This is a genomic window from Kitasatospora sp. MBT66, from assembly GCF_000710405.2.
GTDB classification, from domain to species: domain Bacteria; phylum Actinomycetota; class Actinomycetes; order Streptomycetales; family Streptomycetaceae; genus Kitasatospora; species Kitasatospora purpeofusca.
In genome coordinates, this window is the sequence record NZ_JAIY01000004.1 from 350,748 (window position 1) to 369,262 (window position 18,515).

The 18,515-nt window shown below is 74.8% G+C and carries 14 protein-coding genes and 2 pseudogenes; 5 read left to right on the forward strand and 11 right to left on the reverse strand.

Annotated elements, in window-relative coordinates:
• Positions 1-516: pseudogene (locus tag BI06_RS47845) on the forward strand (hypothetical protein); the annotation flags it as partial.
• Between the two features lie 43 nt (positions 517-559).
• On the opposite strand, the gene BI06_RS08255 reads toward BI06_RS47845, so the two are convergent.
• Together BI06_RS08255 and BI06_RS08260 are read right to left on the reverse strand one after the other, a co-directional pair.
• On the reverse strand, positions 560-1,789 hold the full coding sequence (locus BI06_RS08255; protein ID WP_043466760.1) for a serine hydrolase: 1,230 nt from the start codon (positions 1,787-1,789) through the stop codon (positions 560-562).
• Between the two features lie 197 nt (positions 1,790-1,986).
• Entirely contained in the window at positions 1,987-4,782 is a 2,796-nt protein-coding gene (locus BI06_RS08260; protein WP_043466762.1) for a helix-turn-helix transcriptional regulator, read from the reverse strand.
• 193 nt (positions 4,783-4,975) lie between these two features.
• On the opposite strand from BI06_RS08260, the gene BI06_RS08265 reads away from it, so the two are divergent.
• The 4 genes from BI06_RS08265 (at position 4,976) to BI06_RS08280 (ending at position 9,636) form a co-directional block, all read left to right on the forward strand.
• Positions 4,976-5,353, forward strand: a complete 378-nt coding sequence (locus BI06_RS08265; RefSeq protein ID WP_030392631.1) for a nuclear transport factor 2 family protein — start codon at positions 4,976-4,978, stop codon at positions 5,351-5,353.
• A 140-nt stretch (positions 5,354-5,493) separates the two neighbouring features.
• A complete protein-coding gene (locus BI06_RS08270; RefSeq protein WP_043466765.1) occupies positions 5,494-6,948 on the forward strand; it encodes a DHA2 family efflux MFS transporter permease subunit in 1,455 nt (484 codons plus the stop codon).
• A 194-nt stretch (positions 6,949-7,142) separates the two neighbouring features.
• Positions 7,143-9,044, forward strand: coding sequence for a prolyl oligopeptidase family serine peptidase (locus BI06_RS08275; RefSeq protein WP_051740684.1), 1,902 nt, complete (start codon positions 7,143-7,145; stop codon positions 9,042-9,044).
• A gap of 19 nt (positions 9,045-9,063) precedes the next feature.
• Positions 9,064-9,636 carry a hypothetical protein gene (locus tag BI06_RS08280; RefSeq protein ID WP_043466768.1) on the forward strand — a complete coding sequence of 191 codons (573 nt, stop codon included), beginning with the start codon at positions 9,064-9,066 and terminating at the stop codon, positions 9,634-9,636.
• 46 nt (positions 9,637-9,682) lie between these two features.
• On the opposite strand, the gene BI06_RS08285 is transcribed toward BI06_RS08280, so the two are convergent.
• From BI06_RS08285 to BI06_RS08325, 9 genes and pseudogenes are all read right to left on the reverse strand, one after another.
• Positions 9,683-10,483: an SURF1 family protein gene (locus tag BI06_RS08285; RefSeq protein WP_043466770.1), complete on the reverse strand. Its 801-nt coding sequence runs from the start codon at positions 10,481-10,483 to the stop codon at positions 9,683-9,685.
• 224 nt (positions 10,484-10,707) lie between these two features.
• Positions 10,708-12,276 (reverse strand): hypothetical protein, encoded by a 1,569-nt coding sequence (locus BI06_RS50445; RefSeq protein ID WP_043466772.1) that lies wholly within the window; start codon positions 12,274-12,276, stop codon positions 10,708-10,710.
• On the reverse strand, positions 12,269-12,814 hold the full coding sequence (locus BI06_RS08295) for a SigE family RNA polymerase sigma factor (protein WP_045941962.1): 546 nt from the start codon (positions 12,812-12,814) through the stop codon (positions 12,269-12,271). Before BI06_RS08295 ends, BI06_RS50445 begins: the two co-directional genes overlap by 8 nt.
• Before the next feature lie 252 nt (positions 12,815-13,066).
• On the reverse strand, positions 13,067-14,227 hold the full coding sequence (locus BI06_RS08300) for an aspartate-semialdehyde dehydrogenase (RefSeq protein WP_082558373.1): 1,161 nt from the start codon (positions 14,225-14,227) through the stop codon (positions 13,067-13,069).
• Positions 14,224-15,504: an aspartate kinase gene (locus BI06_RS08305; RefSeq protein ID WP_030392623.1), complete on the reverse strand. Its 1,281-nt coding sequence runs from the start codon at positions 15,502-15,504 to the stop codon at positions 14,224-14,226. Before BI06_RS08305 ends, BI06_RS08300 begins: the two co-directional genes overlap by 4 nt.
• A gap of 346 nt (positions 15,505-15,850) precedes the next feature.
• Entirely contained in the window at positions 15,851-16,579 is a 729-nt protein-coding gene (locus tag BI06_RS08310; protein ID WP_233290066.1) for a DUF5063 domain-containing protein, read from the reverse strand.
• Positions 16,572-17,171 carry a recombination mediator RecR gene (gene recR, locus BI06_RS08315; protein ID WP_030392621.1) on the reverse strand — a complete coding sequence of 200 codons (600 nt, stop codon included), beginning with the start codon at positions 17,169-17,171 and terminating at the stop codon, positions 16,572-16,574. The genes BI06_RS08310 and recR overlap by 8 nt, the downstream gene beginning before the upstream one ends.
• A 293-nt stretch (positions 17,172-17,464) precedes the next feature.
• Positions 17,465-17,803 carry a YbaB/EbfC family nucleoid-associated protein gene (locus tag BI06_RS08320; RefSeq protein WP_078879765.1) on the reverse strand — a complete coding sequence of 113 codons (339 nt, stop codon included), beginning with the start codon at positions 17,801-17,803 and terminating at the stop codon, positions 17,465-17,467.
• Between the two features lie 58 nt (positions 17,804-17,861).
• Positions 17,862-18,515, reverse strand: a pseudogene (locus tag BI06_RS08325) (DNA polymerase III subunit gamma and tau); the annotation flags it as partial.

Consider the following 18,515-nt stretch of genomic DNA (forward strand, 5'->3'; position numbering starts at 1 on the left):
TCCGTCCCGTACCTGCTGGAGGTCCGCGGCGGCCAGGCCGTCCGGCCTGTGCTGCAGGCCACCACGGGTCGGCACGGGCGGGTGCAGCAGGGTGCCGTGGCCGCCGAGTCGCTGTTCCCCCGGTGGCGGTCGCGGACGGCGGCGGGCACGGTGGCGGTGCTGCGCGGCACCCCCGTGCTGCCGCCCGGCCCGGCGGCCGCACCGGCCTCGGTGGCGTCGGCGGCGTCGGCGGCGCCGGTGCACCGGCTGTGGGCGCGGTGCGACGGCGACGGCGGGCCGCGGCGGTACTGGCTGACCGATCTGGCCGAGGACGCCCCGGGCGTGCTCGCGCTGCTGGACGCCGCCTCGGCCACCCGGAGCACCGTGGACCGGCTCGGTTCGGACTTCGGCCTGCTGGACTTCTCCGGCCGCTCGTACACCGGCTGGCACCACCACATGACGCTGGTCTCGGCCGCGTACGCGCTCGGCCGGGACCTGGCCGTCCGGGTCGGGAGCACCCTCCGGCACTCCGCCTAGCCGCCCGGCCACCACGCCGCCGGGCCGCGACCGCACGGCCCGGTCAGGCGTCGACGGCCTGGTAGACCGTGGTCCAGAAGTCGTGGATCAGACGGGCCGAGTCGGGGACGGTCATCCCGACCTGGGTGAGCACGATGCCGACGAGCCCGTGCTCCGGGTCGGCGTACGTGGAGGTGCCGCTGCCGCCGTCCCAGCCGAACTGGCCGACGGGGGCGTAGTCGCCGCGATAGGTCCGCACCGCCGAGCCGAGGCCCCAGCCGCCGTGCTGCCCCTGGCCGTAGGACAGGTGCACGTTGTCCTTGGCCAGGGTCTCGCGCAGGGCGGTCTGCTCCGGGGTGAGGCGGTTGGTGGTCATCAGCTCGACCACCGGGCGGGAGAGGACGCGCTCGCCGCCGTGCAGCCCGCCGTCGAGCAGCATCCGGAAGTAGGCGTGGTAGTCGTCGACGGTGGAGACCAGGCCGCCGCCACCGCCGGGGAACGCCGGGGGCTTGCTCCAGCGGCCGTCCGCCGGCTCGTCCCAGACGTGGAACTCGCCGGTCTGCGGGTCGGGGGCGTAGAGGGCGGGCAGCCGGTCGATCTTCTCGGCGGGCACGTGGAAGCCGGTGTCCGTCATCCCCAGCGGACCGAAGACCCGCTCGCGGAGGAAGCTCTCGAACGACTGGCCGGTGACCCGGGCGACGAGCACGCCGAGCAGGTCGCTGGCGGTGTGGTACTGCCAGCGCTCACCGGGCTGGTGCATCAGCGGGAGCGTGCCGAGGCGGCGCAGCCACTCGTCCGGCTCCGGCATCGGCTGCGGCAGGTCGGGCGTGAGGCCGTTCTCGATGATCGCGCCCATGATCGGGCTGCCCAGCGCCGTGATGTCCATGCCGAGGCCGAAGGTCGAGGTCAGCACGTCCCGGACGGTGATCGGTCGCCGAGCCGGCACGGTGTCGTCGAGCGGGCCGTCGATCCGCTTGAGGACGCGGCAGTCGGCGAGCTCCGGCAGCCAGGTCTGCACGAGGTCGTCCAGCCGGAGCCGGCACTCGTCGAGCAGGACCGCGGCGGCGGCCATGGTGACCGGCTTGGAGGTGGAGGCCATCCGGAAGATCGTGTCCCGGCCCATCGGCGCGCCGCCGTCGTGGCGCATGGTGCCGATGGCCTCGACGTGTGTCTGCCCGCCCCGGCCGATCAGGGCGACGACGCCCGGGATCCGACCGGACTCGACGTGCCGCGTCAGCACCTCGCGCACCTTGCGCAGGCCCTCGTCGGTGAAGCCGCCGTTGCTGCTGGTCATGTTGACCTTCCCCGCCCTGTTGTGTTCGTGAACTTCTGAACACTGAGGAAGCTACATTGCGTTCATGGGTTCGTCAACGCCAAATGAAGAGCCAAGCCCGTAAATACTGGGCAGATTTCCATTCGTTGCAATGGATCCGAAGTCGAAATGCAATGCCCCGCCGCACGAACCGTTGCAATGGGATCGGAGCGGCGGGGTCAGGCGCGGAACAGCGCCGCCAGCTCCGTCCGCGAGGCGATCCCCAGCTTCGGATAGGCCTTGTAGAGGTGGTGCCCGACGGTCCGCGGGCTGAGGAAGAGCTGCGCGGCGATGTCCCGGTTGGTCAGCCCCCGGGCCGCCAGCCGGGCGATCTGCAGCTCCTGCGGGGTGAGCACCGTCAGCGCGCCCTCGGCGGCGGCCGGGGCCGGGGCGGCGGTGCCGGTGGCGGTCAGTTCGGTGCGGGCGCGGTCCGCCCAGGGTTCGACACCGAGCCGCTCGAAGACCTCCAGGGCGGCGCCCAGATGCGGGCGGGCGTCCGTACGGCGGCGCTCCCGCCGCAGCCACTCGCCGTACAGCAGGGCGGTGCGGGCGCGTTCGAACGGACGGTGGGCACCCTCGTGCAGGTCGAGGGCCGCCCGGTAGGCGGATTCGGCGAGTTCGTCCGGCCCGAGCAGCGCCTGGCAGCGCAGTCGCAGGGCCTCCGCCCAGGGCGTCCCGGCTGCGGCCGCCCAGCGGGCGAAGCGCTCGTACGGCTCGGCCGCCCGTTCCGGTTCGCCCAGCCGGACGGCCGCCTCGACCAGGTCGGGAACGGCCCGGGTGGCGCCGACATGGTGCCGGTACGGCCCGGTGGTGAGCGTGTGCAGCCGGTCGGCGGCCGCCGCCGCGCGGCCCCGGCCGAGGTCCAGCAGGGCGAGCGCCCAGTGCGCCCACGGCTCCCCGGCGGCGGGCGCGGCCGAACCGGGGACCAGCGCCGCCGCGGCGAGCTCCGCGCACCGCTCGTCGGCCCCCGCGAGGGCCGCCACACAGGCCAGCAGCGAGGCGAGTTGGCTGGTCCACTGGGCCTGGCCGGTGTCCCGGGCGAGCGCCAGGCCCTCCGTCGCCGTCACCTCGGCGTCGCGGTGCCGGCCGTGGAACAGTTCGGCCTCGGCGAGGAAGAACTGCAGCGTCGGCAGCACCCCGACCGTCCCCTTGACGCGGGCCTCGGCGGTGAGTTCGGCGGCCAGCTCCAGCGTCTCGTGGTCCCGGCCGAGAACGAGGGTCGCCCCGCACAGCTGCACCAGGTCGACCGGGCTCTCCGCCCCGGCCTTCCGGGCCGCCGCCGCGGTGGCGCGGACGTCGGGCAGGGGGCCGGCGGGACGCCCCAGCGCGGGCAGCACGGCGGCCGGCAGGTGCCGGGCCAGCGGGGCGAGCGGTTCGTCCGCGCCCAGCGGCAGGGCGGCCAGCCGGTCGAGCACGGTGGCCACCGGCTCCTCGCCGACGTACCAGGCGGCGTGGAAGGCCTGGAGCAGCATCCGGGCCGCGTGCGCGGGCTCGATGTCGGTCGCGGCGGCGTCCAGCAGCAGCCGGTACGCGGCCGGGTAGGCGCCGCGCCAGAAGTGCGCGACGGCCCGGACCTGGTCCAGCAGCGCGTGCGCGAAGACGCTGTCGGTACGCGCGCCGGCCCGGTCGGCGAGCGCCTCGGCCAGCTCCAACTTCCCTTCCTCGGTGGCGGCTTCGGCGGCCAGCACCAGACGGCGGGTGGCACCGTCGCGGTCCGGGGTGAGCCCGGCGGCGCGCTCGTACGCGGCGGCCGCGCCGCCGTGGGCGCCCCGGGCCTCGGCCCGCGCGGCGGTCCGCTCCAGCGCGTCGGCGAGTCCGGCGTCCGGCGTGGTGGCGGCGAGCGCGAGGTGCCAGGTCCGCCGGTCGCCCTCCTCCAGAACCTCGCCGAGCGCCCGGTGGGCGGCCAACCGCTGCTGTAGCGGGGCCCGTTGGAGGACGGCCGCGCGCAGCAGCGGGTGCCGGAAGGCGAACCGGCGGTCGGTGCCGACGGCGACCAGTCCGGCCCGTTCGGCGGGCTCCAGCGCGTCGGCGCCCGCCCCGAGCGCGGCGGCGGCAGCCAGGACGACGTCCAGCTCGCCGTTCTCCTCGGCCGCGGCGACCAGCAGCAGGGTCTGGGTCGCGGGCGGCAGACCGGTGACCTGGCCGTGGAAGGCGATCCGGAGCCGACTGGTCAGGGCGAGCCCGCCCGACGCCAAGTCAGCCTCGGTGGAAGGAAGTTCGACGAGGGCCAGCGGATTGCCGGCGGCTTCGGCGAGCAGCCGGCGACGGGCCGGACCGGTCAGGGCAGGTCCGGTGCGGGCCGCTCCCGAACGGTCGTCGAGCAGGCGGACCGCGTCCGGTTCGGCCAGGCCGGTGAGCCGCAACTCGGGCAGGCCGGCCAGCGGTCCGACCGCCGTCCCCGGCCGGGCCGGGCCGCCCTCCCCAGCACCGACGCCGACCCCGACCTCGGCCCCGCCGGCGTCCTCCCCGGCCCCCGTGTCCCGGGCGGCGAGCAGCAGGGCGACGCCCTCGGCCTGGAGCCGGCGGGCCGCGATCAGCAGGGCGTCCAGCGAGGAGCGGTCGAGCCACTGCACATCGTCGACCACGCACAACAGCGGCTGCTCGGAGGCGAGTTCGGCGAGCAGCCCGAGCGTGGCCAGCCCGGTGAGCAGCCGGTCGGCGCCACCGGCCGGCTCGCCGAGTCCGAACGCGCCCTCCAGCGAACGCCGTTGCGGGCCGGGCAGGGCGTCCAGCCGGTCCAGGCCGGACGACAGCAGCAGACTCAGTCCGGCGAAGGGGAGTTCGGCCTCGTACTCGACACCGGTCGCCCGGACCACCCGGAACCCGTCGCCGGCCGCCGCCACCGCGTACTCCAGCACGGCCGTCTTGCCGATCCCCGGCTCGCCGCGCAGCAGCAGGACGCCACTGCGACCGCCACGTGCCCCGTCGAGCAGCGCGTCGACAGCGGCCCGCTCCCGTTCCCGTCCGTACAGCACCCCGGTCCCCCTCCCCGCCGACCCCCGTGTCCGGCGGGTTCGACCCTACTGGCGCCCACCTCGGTACCCCCTACCTATCCGTGACCGATTCGCCCGCCGGCCGGCGTCCGTAAGTTTTCGACCAGCGGGAACGGCCCACCGGCCGCCGCACCGAGCACCGCACCAACCACCGCACCGGACAAGGGAGAAGACCATGAACGCCAACCTGCCCACCGACCTCGGACAGCTCGCCGCCCGCTACCTCGCCGCGTGGAACGAGACCGACCCGGCCGCCCGCCGGAAGCTGATCGACGAGGCGTGGGCCGAGGACGGCCGCTACACCGACCCGCTGGCCGCCGTCACCGGGCGCGAGGGCGTCGACGCGCTGATCGGCGCGGCGCAGGGGCAGTTCCCCGGCCTGGTGTTCACCCTCGGCCCGGTCGACGCCCACCACGACATCGCCCGTTTCACGTGGAACCTCGGCCCGGCCGGGGAGGAGCCGCTGGTCATCGGCTTCGACGTGCTGGTCGCCGACGCGGAGGGCCGGATCGCCTCGGTGCACGGCTTCCTCGACCGCGTCCCCGGCGCCTGAGCCGTCGGCCTCCTCCGACCGCCGGCAGTACCCACCGGGGCGGGCGACACCTGCGCCCGCCCCGGCCCCGGCCCTGGTCCCGGAACGCCCGCCATGTCCCGCCGCACGCACTCCCGCCACGTACCGACCCGGAGCAGACGATGTCCAGCACCCTGACCGACCGAAGCACCGACCGAAGCACCGACCGGCGCACCACCCGCACCACCGCCGCCCCGGCCGCTGCCGCCCCCGCCCCGCGCGGCCTGCTGCCGGTCCTGCTGACCGCGACCTTCATGACCGCCCTCGACGTCTTCGTCGTCAACGTCGCCATCCCCTCCCTCCAGACCGACCTGAGAGCCGGCCCCGCCGCCGTCCAATGGGTGGTCGCCGGCTTCGGCCTCGCCCTCGCCGTCGGGCTGATCACCGCCGGCCGGCTCGGCGACCGGTACGGCCGCCGCCGGACGTTCGGCCTCGGCCTGGCCATGTTCACCCTGGCCTCGGCCGCCTGCGGCCTGGCCCCGACGGCGGGCACCCTGGTCGGCGCCCGGGTCGCCCAGGGGCTGGCGGCGGCGCTGATGGGCCCGCAGGTGCTGGCGATCCTGCGGACCGCGTACAGCGGCGCGGCGCAGGCCCGGGCGTTCGCGATGTACGGGCTGACGATGGGGCTCGGAGCGGTGTTCGGCCAGCTGATCGGCGGCGTGCTGATCCGCGCCGACCTGTTCGGCCTGGACTGGCGCAGCTGCTTCCTGCTCAACCTGCCGGTCGGCCTGGCCGCCCTGGCCCTGGTGCGGCGCTGCCTGCCCGAGTCCCGCGCCCCGCACCGGCCGGGACTCGACCCGGTGGGCGTCGTACTGGTCACCCTCGCCCTGACCGGCCTGGTGCTGCCGCTGATCCAGGGCCGCGAGAGCGGCTGGCCGCTGTGGACCGGGCTCTGCCTGGCCGGGGCTGCGGCGCTGCTCGTGCTCCTCACCGTCCATCAGCACCGGCGCGGGCGGTCGGGCGGCTCGCCGCTGGTCGACACCCGGCTGTTCCGGGACCGCGCCTTCACCACCGGTCTGCTCGCCCAACTGGTCTTCTGGCTCGGCCAGGCCTCGTTCTTCCTCGTCCTCGCCCTCTACCTGCAGCCGGGCCTCGGCCTGGACGCGCTCGGGGCGGGCCTGGTCTTCACCGCGATCGGCCTCGGCTACCTGCTGACCTCCACCGCCGCGCACCGGGTGGCCGCCCGGCTCGGCCGGCAGGCGATCGCGCTGGGTGGGCTGCTGATGGCCGCCGGTCTGGGCCTGCTCTGGCTGGCCGTGCACCTGACGGGCACCACCGGCAGCGTCTGGTGGCTGGCACCGGGCCTGTTCGTGGACGGGCTCGGGATGGGGCTGGTGATCGCCCCGGTGACCTCGCTGGTGCTGGCCGGCGTCGAACCCCGGCTGGCCGGCTCGGCCGCGGGCCTGGTGGCCACCGTGCAGCAGGTGGCGGGGGCGCTCGGGGTCGCGCTGATCGGCATCCTCTACTACGGCGCCACCGACCCGGCCACCGCCTTCGGGCGCAGCCTGGGAGCGCTGGCGGTCCTGGAGGTGCTGCTGGTGGGCCTGGTCCAGCTGCTGCCCCGCCGGACGGGGTGAACGGGCCGGGGAAGGACCGGAACCGTCGGAACGACCCGCAGGACCGGAACGACCCACAGGACCGGCAGGACCGGCAGGACCCGCAGGAGCGCGAGGCCCGGAGGAACGGGGCAGGGGAGGGCCGCACCGGCCCTCCCCTCCCCCGTTTCCCCGTCCCGTTCCGTTTCCTCGCCCCGATCTGGTTGGGTGGGTGGATGAGCGAGGAGAAGAGCGCCGTTCCGGCGTGGGAGCAGCGGTTCAGGGCGGCACGGGTCTCCCTGCCGGACTGGGCCGAGGACGCCCCCGACCGGGCGCTGTACGTGTCCAACTCCAGCGGTACCTACGAGGTCTACGCCTGGGACCGCGCCACCGACACCCACCGGCGGGCCACCGACCGCCCGAACGGCACCACCGATGCCGAGCTGTCCCCCGACGGCGAGTGGATCTGGTGGTTCGACGACAGCGACGGCGACGAGTACGGCGTCTGGCGCCGCCAGCCGTTCGCCGGCCGTCCCGAGGGCGCCACCGGTCCGGACGAGGAGGCCGTCCCCGGTCTGGCCCCGTCCTACGAAGCGGGTCTCGCCCTGGGCCGGGACGGCACCGTGGTGGTCGGCCGGTCCACCGACGAGGACGGCACCACCCTGCACCTGCGCCGCCCGGGCGCGGCCGAGGCCGTCGAGATCTACCGGCACGCCGAGTACGGCGGTGTCGGCGACCTGAGCCACGACGGCACCCTGCTGGCCATCGACCACACCGAGCACGGCGACGCCATGCACGGCGCGATCCGGGTCGTCCGCCTCTCCGGCGACGACGCCACCGCCACCGACGGCGTCTCCGCCGTCCCCACCGTCGCCGAGCTGGACGAGGTCACCGGCCACGAGCACCCGCGCGGGGTCGCCTGCCTGGGCTTCGCGCCCGTCGACGGCGACACCCGGCTGCTGGTCGCCCACCAGCGCACCGGCCGCTGGGAGCCGATGATCTGGGACGTCGCGACCGGCAAGGAGACCGCCCTGGCGCTCCGCGACGAGCAGGGCCGCGAGCTGCCCGGCGACCTCTCCGCCCAGTGGCGCCCCGGCGCCCGTGCGCTGCTGATCGAGCACGAGTACGAGGCGCGCAGCGAGCTGTTCTCCTACTCCCTGGACGACGGCGTGCTCACCCGGCTGGACACCCCGCGCGGCACGGTCGGCGGCGCCACCCCGCGCCCCGACGGCACGGTGGAGTTCCTGTGGTCCTCCGCCGCCGACCCGTCCGCCGTCCGTTCCACCGCCGGCACGGTCGTGCTGCGCGCGCCCGGTGCCGTCCCGCCCGGCTCGGTGCCGGTCGAGGACGTCTGGGTGGACGGGCCGGGCGGCCGGGTGCACGCGCTGGTCCAGCGGCCGGCCGGGGCGGGCGAGGGCCCGTTCCCGACCGTGTTCGAGGTCCACGGCGGTCCGACCCACCACGACAGCGACTCCTTCGCGGCCGGGCCGGCCGCCTGGCTGGACCACGGCTTCGCGGTGGTCCGGGTCAACTACCGCGGCTCGACCGGCTACGGCCAGGCCTGGACGGACGCGCTGCGCGAGCGGGTCGGCCTGATCGAGCTGGAGGACATCGCGGCCGTGCGCGGCTGGGCGGTGGAGAGCGGACTGGCCGACCCGGACCGGCTGGTGCTGGCCGGCGGTTCCTGGGGCGGCTACCTCACGCTGCTCGGGCTCGGCGTGCAGCCCGAGCTGTGGAGCCTCGGCGTCGCCGCCGTTCCCGTCGCGGACTACCTGACCGCGTACGACGACGAGATGGAGGCGCTGAAGGCGATCGACCGCACGCTCTTCGGCGGCACACCCGAGGAGGTGCCCGAGCGCTGGACCGCCTCCTCCCCGCTGACGTACATCGACCGGGTCGCGGTGCCGGTCTACATCAGCGCCGGGGTCAACGACCCGCGCTGCCCGATCAAGCAGATCGACAACTACGTCGAGGAGCTGGAGCGGCTCGGCAAGCCGCACGAGGTGTACCGGTACGACGCCGGGCACGGTTCGCTGGTCGTGGACGAGCGGATCAAGCAGTTGCGGTTGGAGATCGACTTCGTCCGCCGGCACCTCGGCGGCCTGCCGGTCGGCGAGAATCGGGCGGACATCGAGTAGTGGCGAACGGGGGACACGGGTGAGACGCCTGCTGACGATCCTGGGGGCGGGGGTGGCCGGGGCGCTGGTGCTCACCGGCTGCTCGGGGCAGGACGGCGGTGACGGCGGCGGGAGCGCGGCCTGTCCGCCGTCCTCCTCGCCGTCCTCCGCCGCGCCGTCGTCCCCGCCCTCGTCGTCCCCTCCGGTGGCCGTCGCTCCGTCGGCGGCCGCCTCCACGGCGGTGAAGGCCGCCTTCCGCACGGCGGTGGCCGGTGGCGGGGTCGGGGAGCAGGGCGGTGTGGTGCTGCTCGCCAAGTCGGGCTCGAAGGGGTCGAAGAGCTCCAAGAGCTCGAAGAGCGGCCGCACGACGCGTCACCACACCGACCGGTACGACTCGGACGACGACTCCAACGGCAGCGGCAACAACAACGGCCGCCGGTGCGACAACCCGCCGCCGACGGCCTCGCCGTCCCCGACCGGCTCGCCGTCACCGACGCCGTCGGGCACGGCGGCGGCCCCGACGCCGTCGGGCAAGGCACCGTCGCCGGTGCTGCCGCCCAAGTCGGCGGCCCCGGCGGTACCGGCCGTACCGCCGGCGAAACCGACCCGCTGACGCGACTGCGGCGCGCCCCTGGGCCGGGGCGCGCCGCAGTCGTCGGTCAGTCCAGGACCGGGTCCAGTCCGAGGGCCCGGTCCTGCTCGGCCTCCGCCTCCCGGCGCAGCAGCCGGAACCACATGAACACCACGAAACCGCCGAAGACGAACCACTCCAGCGTGTAGCCGAGGTTCTGGAACGCCCGCAGGGAGAGGCCGTCACCGCCCTGCGGCTGGACGGTCGGCACCGGGGTGAGGCCCTCCGGCGCGACGTCGGCGGACACCCAGCCGTCGTACCAGCCGTCGAGGGCGAGCTTGTTGACGAGGGCGGCACGGTTGATGGTGCCGAGCTGCCCCTCCGGGAGACCGCCGGCCACGGCGCCGTTGCTGCCGCTGGTCTCGCCGGCCTGGAGCCGACCGCCGAGGGTCACCTCGCCGGTGGGCGCGTCCACCGGGGCCCCGGGCGCGGACGCCCCGGCCGGCGGTGTCCCGGGCGCCCAGCCGCGGACGATCGCGACCGTCCGGCCGTCGTCGGTGCGCAGCGGGGTGAGCACGTAGTAGCCCTGCCGACCGTCCAGCACGCGGTTGGGGACCAGCAGCTGGTGCTGCGGGTCGAAGGTGCCGGTGACCGTCACGGCGCGGCCGACGGTGTCGGTGGTGACCTGCGGCCGGTCGGCGGCGAGCAGTTCGCCGAGCGGACGGGGCGCGCCGACGTCGTTCACGGCCCGGCTGATCTCCTCGTGCGAGGAGACGCGGTCCTCGAACCGGCCGAGCTGCCAGGAGCCGAGCCAGACGCACACCGCGACGGCCGCCACGGCCAGCGCGGTGCCGCTCAGCCAGCGCGGGGTGAGGAGAAACCGGTACACACCCCCCACGGTAACCACTCCTCACACTCCGCCCGTCCCCAGGCCCCCACCTCGGACCGGAAAGTCGGCCCCGCCGACTTCCCGCGCGGCTCCGGCGGGGGCCGACGAGGCGGTCACCCCGCGGACGTCACGGACGTCGTGAAGGCCGCGGACGTCGCGGACGTCGCGGAGGTCGCGGAGGTCGCCCCCGCCGCCCTCACCCCTCCGTCCTCACCCCGCCGTCCTCACCCCGCCGACGGCGAGGCGCCGGGCGTCGGGGCCTGGGCGTCCGGCGCGACGACCCGCGGCGCGGTGCGGTAGACCGTGCCCGCGCAGGCATCGGCCAGGACGACCCGGGCGGCGGTCGGATTGCCCGGGGCCGGGGTGTACGCCAGGGTGACGCTCGACAAGGCCCTGCTCGGCCCGGGCACCGGGGTCGCGGACGGGCTCGGGGTCCCGGTGCTCCCCCCGGTCGTCGGGCCGCTCGGCTGCGGGGCCGTGCTCGGCGACCCGGTGGGACCGACCGCCGGAGTCGCCCCGGTCGCCCCGCTCTGCTCGCTCGCCCCGACGGGAGCACCGGTCGACGTGCCCGGCCCGCCCGGCCGGGCGCCGGTCGCCGCGATGCCGACGGGACCCGAGCCGGTGCCTCCGCTCGAACCCGCACCGGAGCTGGACCCGGAGCCGGAACCGGAGCCCGAGCCCGTGGCGCTCGGGCCGCCCGCACCGCCGGGACCGCCGGCCCCCGGCAGGGCGCCGCCCCCGCCCGTCCCCGGGCCGCCGGTCGCGCCTCCGTCACCCACCGCGGACCCGGTGGCACCGCCACCGGCCGCCCCGCCGCCGCTCGCCCCGCCCGCCGTGGCGCCACCGGTCGAGCCCGCTCCCCCGGAACCGGCGGAGGCGCTCGGTGAGGTCGTCCCACTCGGGACGGGACAGCCCGCCGGGTCCGGGATCCACGCGATGTCGACCCGGTAGACCGCGCGCGGCGCGAGCACGAGGCCGTTGCTCCCGGCGTCGGCCCCCGCCGCAGGGCCGGCCGAGGGCCCGGGCGCGGGCAGACCGGTCGCCGGGTCGCCGGCGGTGTGGAAGGCGATCCGGATCCTCGCGTTGTCCGCCCCCGTGCTGCCGGTGGTGCCGCCGGCTCCCGTCCGGCCCGTGACCGTGACCGATCCGGGCCCGCCGAGCCGGCAGCTGCGTCCGGAGACATTGGTCATCGTGAAGGAGCCGTAGACCCGGCCGTCCGCGTCCGGGGCACCGAGCTGCGCGGTGCCCTGTCCGAGGTCGGCCCGGGTGCACAGGTCCAGGACCGGGGCGTCGGTCCCGCCGCCGGTGGCGGCGGGGCCCGGGCCGAAGGTGCCGGGCAGCTGACCGGTGCTGCTCGCACCGGCGCTCGCCCCACCGTCGACGCTGCCGGACGGGCTGCCGGGGGCGGTCGAGGTCCCGCTGTCGGAGACCGGCGGCCGGTGGGCGCCGCCGGAACCTCCGCCGGGGACGGTGCCGGCGACGCTCGGGGAGACACTGCCGCTGCCCACGCCGGAGGAGCCGGGGCCGCCGGACAGGCCGAGGTGGTCCGTGGTGTGCAGGGCCGGCAGGAGGAAGGAGGCGACCACGGCCACGGCGGCGGCGCCGGTCCAGGCCCCGCGCCGGGCGGCCCTCCGCCGCGGCACCGCCCGGCGGATGCGCTGCAGTCCGCCGGGGTCCGGCTGGACCTCGGCGACCGCCCGCAGCATCAGCTCCCGGACCAGCCGCTCCTCGTGACCGGCCGACGCCGGGACGCCCGCGCCGCCGCCGTCAACCGTCCGACCGTCCTCAGCCATGCCCGGCCTCCATCTGGACCCTCAGCGCGGCGAGCCCCCGTGAGCCGTACGCCTTCACCGAACCGAGCGAGATGCCGAGGGTCTCGGCGACCTGCGCCTCCGTCATGTCCACGAAGTAGCGCAGCACCAGCACCTCCCGCTGACGGCGTTGCAGACCCCGTAGCGCGACCTTCAACTGGTCCCGCTCCAGCGCATCGTAGGCGCCTTCTTCTGCACTGGCCATGTCAGGCATCGGCTTGGGCAGCAGCCGCAGCCCGAGGATCCTGCGCCGCAGCGTCGACCGGGACAGGTTGACCACGGTCTGCCTCAGATAGGCGAGGGTCTTCTCCGGTTCCCGCACCCGGCGCCTGGCCGCGTGCACCCGGATGAAGGCCTCCTGGACCACGTCCTCGCAGCTCGACAGATCGTCGAGCAGCAGCGCGGCCAGCCGCAGCAAGGAGCGGTAGTGCGCCTGATAGGTCTCGGTGAGCAGGTCCTCGCTGGTACCGGCAGCGGTACCGGCGCCAGGACCCGCGGCACCGGGTGCAACTGCCGTCATCTGGCTTTCTTCCGGCCTATCCGCAGGCCACTGGACACGCGACGGGAACGTCACCGCGGCTGCCGCCGAGATGCCCGCTCCTGCCCCCACCATCACGTTCGCCACGCCCGTTTGACACTCGATCCCCTGTCATGGTTGCCCGGCCCGGCGCACATTCTCGCGCATGGGCCGAACGCCCCTCCAGGGAATTCGGCGAGGATTCGTCAAGCAGTCCGCGAACAAACGGCGCAGACTCCGGGCGGACGGGCGGATTCAGGCCGCTCCGGCACCGTCCGCGCCCGTTCCGGCACCCTCGGCACCCCCGGCGCCCGGCCCGGCACCCGTCCCGCCGGCCGGCCCGGCGTCCTCGGCCGTCGCGGCCCGGTCGGCGATCTCCCGCGCCACCAGCTCGGCGATCTGAAGGGCGTTCAGCGCCGCACCACGGCGCAGGTTGTCGCCGCAGAGGAAGAGGTCCAGCGCGTTCGGGTCGTCCAGGGCGCGCCGCAGCCGGCCGACCCAGACCGGGTCCGTCCCCACCACGTCGTTCGGCGTCGGGAACTCGCCCGCCGCCGGATCGTCGTACAGCAGCACCCCGGGGGCGTCGCGGAGGATCTCGTGGGCGTGCTCCTGGGTGACCTCGCGCTCGAACACCGCGTGCACGGCGAGCGCGTGGGTGCGCACCACCGGGATCCGCACACAGGTCGCCGAGACCTTGAGCCCGGGCAGGCCGAGGATCTTGCGGGACTCGTCGCGCACCGTGCGCTCCTCCGACGACCAGCCGCCGTCGGTCAGCACACCGGCCCAGGGCACCGCGTTGAGCGCGAGCGGGGCGGCGAACGGTCCGTTGTCGGCGATCACCGCCCGCAGGTCGCCGGTCTGTTCGCCGACCTCGGTGCCGGCCACCTGGGCGAGCTGGGCGCGCAGCGTGTCCGTGCCGTCCCGGCCGAGCCCGGAGGCGGCCTGGTAGGAGGCGACCACCAGCGACTCCAGGCCGTACTCGGCGTGCAGGGCGCCGATCGCCGCGAGCATGGTCAGGGTGGTGGAGTCCGGGCTCGCCACGATCCCGCGCGAGCGCATCCGGACGGCGGCCGCGTTGACCTCGGGCACCACCAGGGGAACGGCGTCGTCCAGCCGGAACGCGCCGGAGTTGTCGACCACCACGACGCCCTTGGCCGCCGCGATCGGCGCCCAGCGGGCGGAGATGTCCTCGGGGACGTCGAACAGCGCGACGTCCACCCCGTCGAAGAGCTCCTCGCACAGCGGGAGGACCTCGACGGCCTCCCCGCGCACGACCGCCTTGCGGCCGGCCGAGCGCGGGGAGGCGGCGAGACGGATCTCGCCCCAGATGTCCTGGCGGAGGGAGAGCAGGCCGAGGAGCACCTCGCCGACCGCGCCGGTGGCGCCGACGACGGCGAGGTTCGGCCGCCGGGTCATCGCCCGGTGCCCCCGTAGACCACGGCCTCGTCCGTCTCGCTGTCCAGCCCGAAGGCGGAGTGGACGGCCTGCACGGCCGCGTTGACGTCGTCGGCGCGGGTGACCACCGAGATCCGGATCTCCGAGGTGGAGATCAGCTCGATGTTGACGCCGGCCGCGGAGAGCGCCTCGAAGAAGGTCGCCGTGACGCCCGGGTTGGAGCGCATGCCCGCGCCGACCAGCGAGATCTTGCCGATCGCGTCGTCGTAGCGGAGCGACTCGTAGCCGATGCCCTCCCGGACCCGGTCCAGCGCGTCGATGGCCTTCTGGCCCTCGGCCTTCGGCAGGGTGAAGGAGATGTCGGTCAGACCGGTCGACGCCGCCGAGACGTTCTGCACGACCATGTCGATGTTGACCTCGGCGTCGGCGATGGCGCGGAAGATGCGCGCCGCCTCGCCCGGCTTGTCGGGGACGCCGACGACCGTGACCTTGGCCTCGGACGTGTCATGGGCGACTCCGGAGATGATGGCCTGCTCCATCTCGCCCCCTTCGGGCTGGTGCGGGTTGTCGTTGCTGACGATCGTCCCGGGAAGACCCGAGAACGACGAGCGTACGTGAATCGGGATGTTGTAGCGGCGCGCGTACTCCACACAGCGGTCGAGCAGCACCTTGGAACCGGACGAGGCCAGCTCCAGCATGTCCTCGTAGGCGATCCAGTCGATCTTGCGGGCCTTCTTCACCACGCGCGGGTCGGCGGTGAAAACGCCGTCCACGTCGGTGTAGATCTCGCAGACCTCGGCCTTGAGGGCGGCGGCGAGGGCGACGGCGGTGGTGTCCGAGCCGCCCCGGCCGAGCGTGGTGATGTCCTTGCTCGACTGCGAGACGCCCTGGAAGCCGGCCACGATCGCGATGTTGCCCTCGTCCAGGGCGGTGCGGATGCGGCCCGGCGTCACATCGATGATGCGCGCCTTGTTGTGGACGGAGTCGGTGATGACGCCGGCCTGGCTTCCTGTGAACGACTGCGCCTCGTGGCCCAGGGATTTGATCGCCATGGCCAGCAGTGCCATGGAGATGCGCTCTCCAGCGGTCAGCAGCATGTCGAACTCGCGGCCGGCGGGGAGAGGTGACACCTGCTCCGCGAGTTCGATGAGCTCGTCCGTCGTGTCGCCCATCGCGGACACCACGACGACGACCTCATGGCCGGCCTTCTTGGCGTCAACGATTCGACGGGCCACGCGCTTGATGCCCTCGGCATCCGCAACGGATGAGCCGCCGTACTTCTGCACGACAAGGCCCACGTGCGCTCCTCGACTTGTGTCGTTTCCGGGGGCCCTCGGCCCCCGCACCCCCGGGTGGCGGGGGCTGTGCGGTCGGCGCCAGTCTACCGAGCGGGGGTGTCCCGACCTCCGCTTTCCATATGATGAGACACACGTTTCGGCAGGTGAGCGGGGGTGCGGATACCGCCACCGGCAGGTCTGCGGGCGGGCGTCCGCCGTTCCGAAGAATCGGCGGACGAAGGGACGGCCGCCCCGGGGTTTTCCGTCCGGTGGCCCGGAGTGAGGTTTCCGTCACACTCCCGCCGCCGGTGGCCCCGGGCGGCCGGTGTCCCCGCGCGCCCGGGCGGCGTCAGTGCCCCAGGCAGCGTCAGTGCCCCAGGCCGAGCTCGGCCGCCATCAGGTCACCGGCCTGCTGCTCCAGCTGCTCGTCGGTGAGCCCGTCGTTGTCGGTGTCCGCACCGTCCGGCGCCGCCCCGATCGGGCTGTCCAGCCGGACGTGCGCGATCAGCGACTGCAGCGCCCGCAGGACGGCCGTGCAGGTGGTGCCCCAGTTGGACAGGTACGAGAACTGCCACCACCAGAGCGCCTCGCTGACCCGGCCCTCGCGGTAGTGGGTGAGCCCGTGCTGCAGCTCGCTCACCACCCCGGCCAGGTCGTCGGAGATCCGGAACGCGCTCGGCTTCTCCGGCGGCCCGTACGGGTCGAAGACCTCGTGGTAGACGTCGATCGGCGCGAGCAGCACGGCCAGCCGCTCCCGCAGCTGCTCGCCGTCCGGCTCCGGACCGGTGTCGGGCTCGAACCGGTCCTCGGGGACGACGTCCTCGATGGCGCCCAGCCGGCCGCCGGCCAGCAGCAGCTGCGAGACCTCCAGCAGGAGGAGGGAGACGGCACTGCCGGGCTCGTCACCCTTGGCGACCTCGGTCACCGAGAGCACGAAGCTCTCCACCGAGTCCGCGATCTGCACCGCGAAGTCGTCCGGCTCCGAGCCGTGGGCGTGCGTGTGCGGGGGGCGCGGCACCTGCGCGGTGTCCCGCTCCTCCTCCGGCCCGGCCTGATGGGGCGCGTGGGGCTGCTGGTTGATCGTCCGGTCAGACATCGAGCAGTCGTCTCCCTTCGAAGGCGCGACCGAGTGTGACCTCGTCCGCGTACTCCAGATCCCCGCCGACGGGCAGGCCGCTCGCCAGACGGGTCACCTTCAGGCCCATCGGCTTGCAGAGCCGGGCCAGGTAGGTGGCGGTCGCCTCCCCCTCCAGATTGGGGTCGGTGGCCAGGATCAGCTCGGTGACAGTGCCGTCGGCGAGCCGTGCCAGCAGCTCCCGGATCCGCAGATCGTCCGGGCCGACGCCCTCGATCGGGCTGATCGCGCCGCCCAGCACGTGGTAGCGGCCGCGGAACTCCCGGGTGCGCTCGATGGCGACGACGTCCTTCGGCTCCTCGACCACGCAGATGACCGCGAGGTCGCGGCGCGGGTCCAGACACACTCGGCACTGCTCGGCCTCCGCGACATTGCCGCAGACGGCGCAGAACCGGACCTTGTCCTTGACCTCCAGCAGCGCGTGCGCCAGCCGGCGGACGTCGACCGGGTCGGCCTGCAGGACGTGGAAGGCGATCCGCTGCGCGCTCTTGGGCCCGACGCCGGGCAGCCTGCCCAGTTCGTCGATCAGGTCCTGAACCACGCCCTCGTACAACGTCGCGCCTTCCCTCGGGTTGGACCGGTGGCACCCGCGCGGGGTGCTCCGGTGCCATCATCCAACGAATCGGACGCCGGGCGCATCGCCCGACGCCCGACTCCCGCATTAATCACACAGGTCTGTTGTCCGAACTCCGGACCCGACCGTCCGCCCCGTACGCTCCGGTGTCCCGGCCCGTACCCGCTGTCACGGCCGGGCCGTCACGACCGGGCCGTCACGACCGGGCCGTCACGACTGGAAGACCGGGGCCGGAAGACCGGGGCCGGAACCTCGGCCCCGGAGGGCCGCCGTCAGAACGGCAGGCCCGGGATCCCGCCGCCGAGGCCCTGGGTCAGCGGGCCCATCCGCTCGGCCTGCATCTTCTGCGCGGCCTGGTTGGCGTCCCGAACGGCCGCCAGGACGAGGTCGGCCAGCGTCTCGGTGTCCTCCGGGTCGACCGCGGCCGGCGCGATGGTCAGCGCCACCAGCTCGCCGGAACCGGTCACCGTCGCCTCGACCAGGCCACCGCCCGCCGAACCGCTCACCTTGGCCTCGGCCAGCTCCTGCTGCGCCTGGGCGAGGTCCTGCTGCATCTTCTGCGCCTGCTTGAGCAGCGCCTGCATGTTGGGCTGGCCACCACCGGGAAACACGGCTCACTCCTTGCGTTCGGTCCGCTCCTACTACGTCCTCGACGAGCCTACGTGCTGCTCAGTTGCCGCCGTGCCGGATCTCCTCCAGCACCGTGGCACCCAGCTCGCGGATGATCAGCTCCTGGCTGGAGAACACGTCCTCGTTCAGATCGGGGTCGTCCTCCTCCGGCACGTCGTCCTCCGGGGCCACCCCCTGCGCCGGGTACGCCGGGGACGGCGGGGGCGGTGCCTGGACGGACGGCTGCACCGGCGCGACCGGCGCCGGGTTCGGCGCCGCGGCCGGGCGGGGCGCCGGAGCGGGCGCGGCCGCGGGAGCCGGTGCGACGGGCGCCATCTGGGGCGCGGGCGCCGCCGGACGCGCCGGTGGGGCACCCCAGCCGCCCCCGCCACCACTGCCGCTCGGGGCGGCGACAGCACCCGAGCCGCCGCCGGGGCCACCCGCGCCACCGGACGGGTCGACGATGCACTCGATCCGCCAGTCCACGCCGAGCGCGTCCGCGAGGGCGGCCCGCAGCACGTCGTCGCTGTTGCTGCTCACGAAGCTGTCGCGGGCACCCGCGTTGATGAACGAGACCTGGAGCACGCTGCCGTCGAACCCGGCCACCTGGCCGTTCTGGCTGAGCAGGATCCAGGTGAACCGGCGCCGGTTCTTCACCGCCTCCAGGATCTGCGGCCACAGCTGCCGGACCTGGCCCGCGCCCTGCTGCGCCGC